Origin of the sequence: Anaerovirgula multivorans, from assembly GCF_900188145.1 — a bacterium.
GTDB lineage: Bacteria > Bacillota > Clostridia > Peptostreptococcales > Natronincolaceae > Anaerovirgula > Anaerovirgula multivorans.
The window spans coordinates 1-7,570 of sequence record NZ_FZOJ01000071.1; the positions used below are offsets into that span (position 1 = coordinate 1).

Consider the following 7,570-nt stretch of genomic DNA (forward strand, 5'->3'; position numbering starts at 1 on the left):
ATGCCCATTCCCGCTAGGGTCTGTAGGGAACGGTCAAGGGTGTGCGTCAGACTACACTCACTTTTAGGGTAAGACTTTGGAGTACGGTGAGTGTCTGGAATGGCAGAAACGTTATGTGTAATGACAATTTCGGGGTTGAATATTAAGTTTTATTTTAGGGAGATTGAATATGCCGATTAAAGAATTAATTGCTGATTTGGATTGGGGTAAACCTAGAGAAGTTCAAGCAAACGCAATAAGAAGTCTTAAAGAAATTGATGATGAGGATATAGTATTATTGGCTAAACAGTCGAATGATATCTGTCACAAAGGCTGTTGGGAAAATGCTGCAGTAGTTTTGAAATTGATAGGTTATCCTCGAATTAAGCCAGTTTTACCCTACATTATGCAATGGTTCCAAGATGTAAATTGGCCTGGGGTTAGTACAATCATCGAAATTTTACGTGATGTCGAGCCACTTGAATTGATGCCTTATATAGAAGAAGCTTCAAAACGAGCAATATTAGATAAGGATGGATTATGGGCGTTTGGTATTGTCTTCTTGCTAAAAGAGTTAGAGCTAAACCATAAAATAAATAGCGATATATATAAACAACTGGTTTGCTTATCTAATGAGTAAATCTCAAAGTCAATATTAAGCATTGCTTTGGGGGTTGCCACTACACATAACATGACCATTCCCGCAGGGGTGCAAGAAGTGACGTCAGGGAGAAAGTCTCTGTAGGCACCGTCACGAAGCGAGTTCGGCACCACACCTTCTCACTGGGAGCGAAGCTCCGCTATGGGGTACTCCTATAGGGTCCAGTTCGAAGGCGTCGCAAATGCGTGGACGTTATATGCCATTCTAAATGCAAAATAAGGACTTCTAAATATTTCTAAAAAATTAATGATAGTAAACATTAATTATTAAAAATTAACTCTAAGCAATAGAAATGAAAAACCGCCAAACAAGATAAATAAGTACAGATAAGGGCAATACGAGTAAAGTGGGTACAGAACTTGTTGTGGGTACTGAGAGCAGTGTCTGAATCAAAGAAGTCATATCAGCCGAAAATGATAAAAATACGAAAAGCTTATTAAATTTTCGCTTCTGCATCTAAATATACACAAAAATGAGTATATTGTGCATTTGAGTAACAAAAGTAAATTTGAAAATCTAAGGAATATTAATATAATCTAAAAAAATGAAAGATTATAGAGGGAGGAATTATGTTAAGAAATCTGTTGATAAAAGACTTTGGTCCTTTTTCAGATTTTAGAATGACTTTTAAAAAAGGTGCCAATGTAATTGTAGGAGCTAATGGGTCTGGGAAAACTCAACTGATTGGTTCCATCGCGTATGCTTACTATGGGAAATCAGTTCTAAGGACTATCCCTATCTCAAAAAGTATAACTCACTCAGGAGAAGTTGTGCTCTTTTTCGATGTAAAACAAGGTAATGTAATTATTAAAAGAAGTTTTGACTCAAAACGAGACCATGCGATTTCTATTAATGCAGAATACAAATCTGTTCAGCCGTTGCTCCAACTAGATATTTTGGAAATTGCCAAATATTGTCCGCTTGTATTGTTTGAAGGACAAAACATAGACTTTGGAATTGATATTGATGCTATTGAAAAGAAAATAACTGACGTGAAATTGTCAAATAAAACAGAAACTTTTCTTAGAAATATATTGAAGAAGGTTAGAATAGAAGAAAATTTGGACTTGTATAGAGTTCATTCGGCTGGAGAGCGTTATCTCCTTAATGTACTGGGCATTATTACATTTATGTTGAATTTTGAGTATAGACTGCTTATTCTTGATGGGTTTACGGGAATGATTGGTTCTCATATCGGGGGCATGCTACTTGAATTCATAAATAGCTATAAAGAGAATATCCAGGTCATTTTAACTACTACGGTAGAAATAAAGAATTTGCATAACGATGAAGTACATTTTATAGAAAATCAAAATCATGGTTATGTTGAAGGAAGAATGAGTTTTGATTATTGCCAAATGAATCTGCTTTCGCATATTGAATCTAAGAGAACAGATATTTCTAGTTCGAATAACATTGTTCAATACGTAAAGGGTGCAATTGTTGAACTTGAAGAAAATATTGAAATGGAATTCAAAGAAGTAAAAGGAAATAACTCGACGGATTCGATTCTAAGTCTTGTAGATCAGTATGTTGTTGCTTTTTTAAATTCAAAACTGCAAACAGTTGGAAGAATATTATGGGGGATCACTGATAAGCGCATTGTTAAAGGCGTTACGCTGCAATATGAGGAAAAAGATAAGCTGCGTCGAGAAATAAGCAATAAATTATTAAATATATCTCCTCCAATCGCTCAAAGCTCGTATTCGTTGAATTTGGTAGAAGTATATGATTCAACTATGAATGTTCTGAAAAATCTTTATGTTGTTGAAATAACAGTCTTTCCTTCAAAAACAGATTTTTTATATGCTACATCGAAAGAAGAAGTGTTTATTAAGACTGATGGAGGGAAGAAAAAACTAAAGATTCAAGAGTTACAGGTTGAAATAATAAGCAGAAAACTAGAAAGGGAGCAAAACGGCGTATAACAATGCATTGCCAGCTCCGCTGCGCTCCGACCCAAACCTTTTCGCTGGGAGACAAGCTCCGCCAAGAAGCATTCCTTTGGGGTCCAGCTCAAAGGCTTCGGCAATGCGAACCGTTATATAAAATCGCGCGCGAAGACTGTCGCGTCCTGCAGCAGAATTTTATAAAGGTGGTGCTTTGGAGATTTTGATAATGTACAAAAGTTTAGCGTTGGAGGGGATTTTATGAAAAGGAAAGACTGGTGTTTTAGGGATGAAAATTCCATATGTAATTTTAGAAGCGTAGGCGTTTTGATAAGAAATAACAGAATACTTGTTCAATGCGATAATAATGAATATGCTTTGCCAGGTGGACATGTTGCAATTGGGGAAACTTCTGAAAAAACTCTTATTAGAGAGTATAGAGAAGAAACTGGAGCAGATATTTTTTGTAATCGTCTTATATGGATAGAAGAAACTTTTTGGAAATGGGGAAGTCGAGACGCACATGGAATTGCTTTTTATTACCTTATTTCATTAAAAAACGACGCTGATATACCAGATGATTCTTTTGTTTCGCAGAAGGATAATTGTAATATAATGTTAAAATGGGTGTCGATTGAAGAGATGAAGCGGTTAACTATTTATCCATCTTTTATTAAAGATAAAATCGAAAATATTTCGGATGGTATAGAACATTTTGTTAGCCTTGAATAGTGTAATTAAAAAGAATGATTTTTGAACTTTAATTTTGATGTGGTGTGAATAGCATAAAGATGCTTTGATAAAAGACTTTGGAACTTAGTTTTAAGTATTACACCATATATTGATACAATGTAATAAAATAAAATGTTTAAGGGACTGACGTCCTGTCAGCCTCTGGCTTCGAGGGGCGCGTGACTTTACATAACAATACATTGCCGGCTCCACTGTGCTCCGACCCAAACCTTTTCGCTGGGAGACAAGCTCCACTAAGAAGTATTCCTTTGGGGTCTAGCTCAAAGGCTTCGGCAATGCGAAACGTTAGCTGAAATAGATGAGAGTAGTTTCATGAGAAAGGAGAAATAAATGAGAATATTTGATGAAAAAATAAATATTAAAGCAATACAACATAATTCATTCAAAGAAGATAGTGTCAGAGAAGAAATTGTTTCGCCAATATTAAAACAATTGGGCTATTCAGCTTTTAAGAGTAATAGAATTATTCGAAGCAAAAATCTAGAGCACCCGTATATACAGTTTGGGACTAAGAAAGAAAACATCAGTATTATTCCAGATTATTTAATTCAAGTTGATAATAACAATGTATTTATTATTGATGCAAAAGCTCCTTCTGAGAATATTTTAAAGGGAAAAAATCCAGAGCAAGCCTTTAGTTATGCGATACATAGAGAGGTTCGTGTAGAGAAATATGTTTTATGCAATGGTCTAGAGCTTGTTGTTTTTGATGAAAAAATAAATATTAAAGCAATACAACATAATTCATTCAAAGAAGATAGTGTCAGAGAAGAAATTGTTTCGCCAATATTAAAACAATTGGGCTATTCAGCTTTTAAGAGTAATAGAATTATTCGAAGCAAAAATCTAGAGCACCCGTATATACAGTTTGGGACTAAGAAAGAAAACATCAGTATTATTCCAGATTATTTAATTCAAGTTGATAATAACAATGTATTTATTATTGATGCAAAAGCTCCTTCTGAGAATATTTTAAAGGGAAAAAATCCAGAGCAAGCCTTTAGTTATGCGATACATAGAGAGGTTCGTGTAGAGAAATATGTTTTATGCAATGGTCTAGAGCTTGTTGTTTTTGATGTAAATGATATAAAGCCAATAGTACATTTGAAAATTAATGAAATAGAAGAAAAATGGGAGGAAGTATATAGACTTCTTAGTCCACTTGCATTTACAAAACCACATATTTTCGACTATAAACCTGATTTTGGTATCTGGTGGCTTAAATCTGGTATGAATCCTAGTATGAAATTTTATTTTTATGACTCTGGAATAGGTACAATTGCCAGAGTTGATGAAGAAATATTTACCTTCACACTTACTATTCCATTTGAAAAAGAATGCTTAGCATCATTTGATTTTAATAAAAAGCATTTTGATAGTTTTATAGCTCAAGTACCTGAGGATAAAAGAGATAAAGTTAAATCATCTTTAACTAGATATCCTTTTAAATATGGAGCTGAAAGTGAAACGGATTCTTTCAAGGTATCTTTTTCAGCAATATTAGGACCTTTTGTAATGGAAAATGAAAATGAGGCATATTTGCCCCTAAAGGTAGTTGATTTTTTATAAGAGATAGTAAGTTCACTGAAACTTCAGCTAACAATGTGTTTAGCACAAGGGTGCTTGAAGCACGTTTCAAGGGAAAAGTCAGCGCACCACATCTCTTCACCGGGAGCCAAGCTCCACCAAGGGGTCATTTCTTTAGGGTCCGGCTCAGAGACGTCGCAAACACGAACCGTTATATAAAATCGCACCCCAAAATACCATTGAGTCCGTAGTTCGGTTTTGAAGTTATAGAAGGGTAGCTAATAATAAAGGGGTTGATATTTATGATAGAAGGGGTTAGCCATATAACATTTATTGTAAAAGATTTAGAAAAAGCAACCACTTTCTTCAAATGCATTTTTGATGCTAAAGAGGTCTACTCAAGTGGAGATAATACATTTTCCTTGTCTCGAGAAAAATTTTTTTTGATAAATGGACAATGGATTGCAATAATGGAAGGTGAAGTGTTAAAGGAGCGTACATATAATCACGTTGCGTTTAAAATAAAGGAAGAACATTTTGAAATTTATGAGAAAAAAATATTGGAGTTAGGGGTAGATTACAAGCAACCGCGTCCAAGAGTTGAAGGAGAAGGACGTTCACTATACTTTTATGATTTTGATAACCATCTTTTTGAATTGCATACAGGAACCCTTTCACAAAGATTAAAAACCTATGAGAAAATAAAACAGTGAGGTGTCTACATATATTTGTAAGCGTGCGACTTCATATAACAATGTTTTTGCGTATGGGTGCTGGCAGCACGTGTTAAGGGAAAGGTCAAAGCACCACATCCCTTCACCGGGAACGAAGTTCCGCTAAGGGGTATTCCTTTAGGGTCCGGTCCAGGGACGTTGCAAACACGGAACCGTTCTCCAAAACCACATGTTAAGACCGCGGCGTCCTGCCGCAGATTGTGTAAGCACACTTTAAAAGCCTTGCTAATTCACATTTGTTTGATATTACGTAACAAAGATTATTTATATTTTATTTATATGGAGGTCACTATGAAAAACAAAAAGAAAGTATTAGGTCCTGTTTTGAGTGCAATAGGTTTTTTAGGAAATATAGTACTGATTATTATTTCTAAAATTATGCAGGTTCCTGTTCCTATAGTAGCTGAAAAACCCAATGGAACTACCATAGTTAGCGATGTGGTAATGGGAAATGGTTTTTTCCCTTTCCTCTCGCATTATAAATTATTTCCCCTTTTTATATCTTTGTGTATTTGTATGTTCACAGGAATAGTTTTTATCATCTTAAATATTGCAAAGAAAAATACTGATATTTAACAGCACCACCAAATGAGCATAATCTTTAGCGGATTTCATAATGTGCAGTATAGGTCAAGTGCTATGCAAGGGGGCGACGTCCAGTCGCCCTCTGAATCACGGGGTGTATGGCATCGGAGAACAATACATTTGCATAAAGGTGCTGGAAGCACGTTTTAATGGAAAGATCAGAGCACCACATCCCTTCACCGGGAGCGAAGCTCCGCCAAGGAAGTAGGGTCAGGTAGGTCCGGTTTAGGGACGTTGCAAATGCAGGACCGTTAGTTGAAACCACAATATCGGGGCAGGACGCTGGGGTCAAATGGTTTGTCTGATGCTTCTAAGTATCAGATATATTATACGGTAATAAATAAAGAGAAACTTAAATTATAGAAAGGAATAAGATTAATTTAGATAGCAAGCATTTCCAGATAAGTTTGTAGACTTATCTGGAAATGCTGTATTACCTTAGCGTAGCTATCATGATTGCAATAACGACCGCTATTAAAAATGTCATAATGATATTCTTAAACCAAGTTCTACTAAGTGTTTTGTGTTTTGCTTGGTATATTACGGAAACGAAACCACTCAACACAAGTATTGCGAGCAAATCAAATGCAGACTCACCCATTATAAAGCCTTTATAAGCTATATTGATTAACAATGCAAAACCCATAAATAAGTATGCATAATAGAAACCAGATTTTTCAACGATAACAGTACGTTCATCTCTTTCTACTTGTTTTTTCATAACTTATGACCTCCTCGAAATAAAATAAATCTTCGAATCTTTTATCAAGCTTTTGAGCTAAAAGAAGTGCCAGTTTTGCTGATGGACAATATTGACCAGTTTCAATGGTACTAATGGTTTGGCGTGTTACTCCCACTAGGTTAGCAAGTTCAGCTTGTGATAGTTCATGTTCAGCACGGGCAACCTTTAACCGATTTTTTAAAATAAGATTATCTTTCACAATATAAACACCTCATTTCTAATGCTATTTTATTATAAAGAACAATCTTTGTCAAGTAAACATGACAAAAATATTGACAAACATGACAAATAGGTTGGTAAACTAGTCAAGATATCAGTGATACTTTATATTAATCTGATAATTATTAGTTATTTCACTGAATCTTAAAAAAAACAGGTTAATGCAACACTACTCCTTTAAACATTAAGAATCTTGACATATCACCTAAATAATGTACGATAAGAAAGAGAGATAGGTTGTGGCATCAACTAACATGCCCATTCCCGCAGGGGTGCTGGAGGCACGTGTTTAGGGAAAGGTCAGAGCACCACACCTTCTCACTGGGTGCAAGCACCGCCAAGGGGTACTCCTTTGGGGTTCAGTTCAAAGGCGTCGGGAATGGCAAAACGTTAGTTGACACCACAATATCGGGGTAGGGCATTGGGGCCAATTGGTTTGTTTGATGCTACTAAACATTAGATGAAAATTGTGAAACAAATC

General features: G+C 35.4%; 8 protein-coding genes. 6 read left to right on the forward strand and 2 right to left on the reverse strand.

All coding sequences use genetic code 11. The features are described 5' to 3' along the window. Positions 1-169 precede the first annotated feature (169 nt). The 6 genes from CHB72_RS25245 (at position 170) to CHB72_RS25270 (ending at position 6,119) form a co-directional block, all read left to right on the forward strand. Positions 170-619 (forward strand): DUF5071 domain-containing protein, encoded by a 450-nt coding sequence (locus CHB72_RS25245; protein WP_089285632.1) that lies wholly within the window; start codon positions 170-172, stop codon positions 617-619. Positions 620-1,209: 590 nt separating this feature from the next. After that, positions 1,210-2,568 (forward strand): ATP-binding protein, encoded by a 1,359-nt coding sequence (locus tag CHB72_RS25250; protein WP_089285633.1) that lies wholly within the window; start codon positions 1,210-1,212, stop codon positions 2,566-2,568. Between the two features lie 222 nt (positions 2,569-2,790). Then, a complete protein-coding gene (locus CHB72_RS25255; protein WP_089285634.1) occupies positions 2,791-3,261 on the forward strand; it encodes an NUDIX hydrolase in 471 nt (156 codons plus the stop codon). A gap of 351 nt (positions 3,262-3,612) precedes the next feature. Further along, positions 3,613-4,851: a type I restriction enzyme HsdR N-terminal domain-containing protein gene (locus CHB72_RS25260; protein ID WP_089285635.1), complete on the forward strand. Its 1,239-nt coding sequence runs from the start codon at positions 3,613-3,615 to the stop codon at positions 4,849-4,851. Positions 4,852-5,111: 260 nt separating this feature from the next. Then, positions 5,112-5,522: a FosX/FosE/FosI family fosfomycin resistance hydrolase gene (gene fosX, locus CHB72_RS25265; RefSeq protein WP_089285636.1), complete on the forward strand. Its 411-nt coding sequence runs from the start codon at positions 5,112-5,114 to the stop codon at positions 5,520-5,522. Between the two features lie 312 nt (positions 5,523-5,834). Beyond that, complete coding sequence (locus CHB72_RS25270; protein ID WP_089285637.1) at positions 5,835-6,119, forward strand: hypothetical protein; 285 nt, start codon at positions 5,835-5,837, stop codon at positions 6,117-6,119. 442 nt (positions 6,120-6,561) lie between these two features. On the opposite strand, the gene CHB72_RS25275 is transcribed toward CHB72_RS25270, so the two are convergent. Both CHB72_RS25275 and CHB72_RS25280 read right to left on the reverse strand, forming a co-directional pair. Beyond that, positions 6,562-6,849 carry a hypothetical protein gene (locus CHB72_RS25275; RefSeq protein WP_089285638.1) on the reverse strand — a complete coding sequence of 96 codons (288 nt, stop codon included), beginning with the start codon at positions 6,847-6,849 and terminating at the stop codon, positions 6,562-6,564. After that, positions 6,824-7,069, reverse strand: coding sequence for a helix-turn-helix transcriptional regulator (locus CHB72_RS25280; protein WP_089285639.1), 246 nt, complete (start codon positions 7,067-7,069; stop codon positions 6,824-6,826). Before CHB72_RS25280 ends, CHB72_RS25275 begins: the two co-directional genes overlap by 26 nt. Positions 7,070-7,570 lie beyond the last annotated feature (501 nt).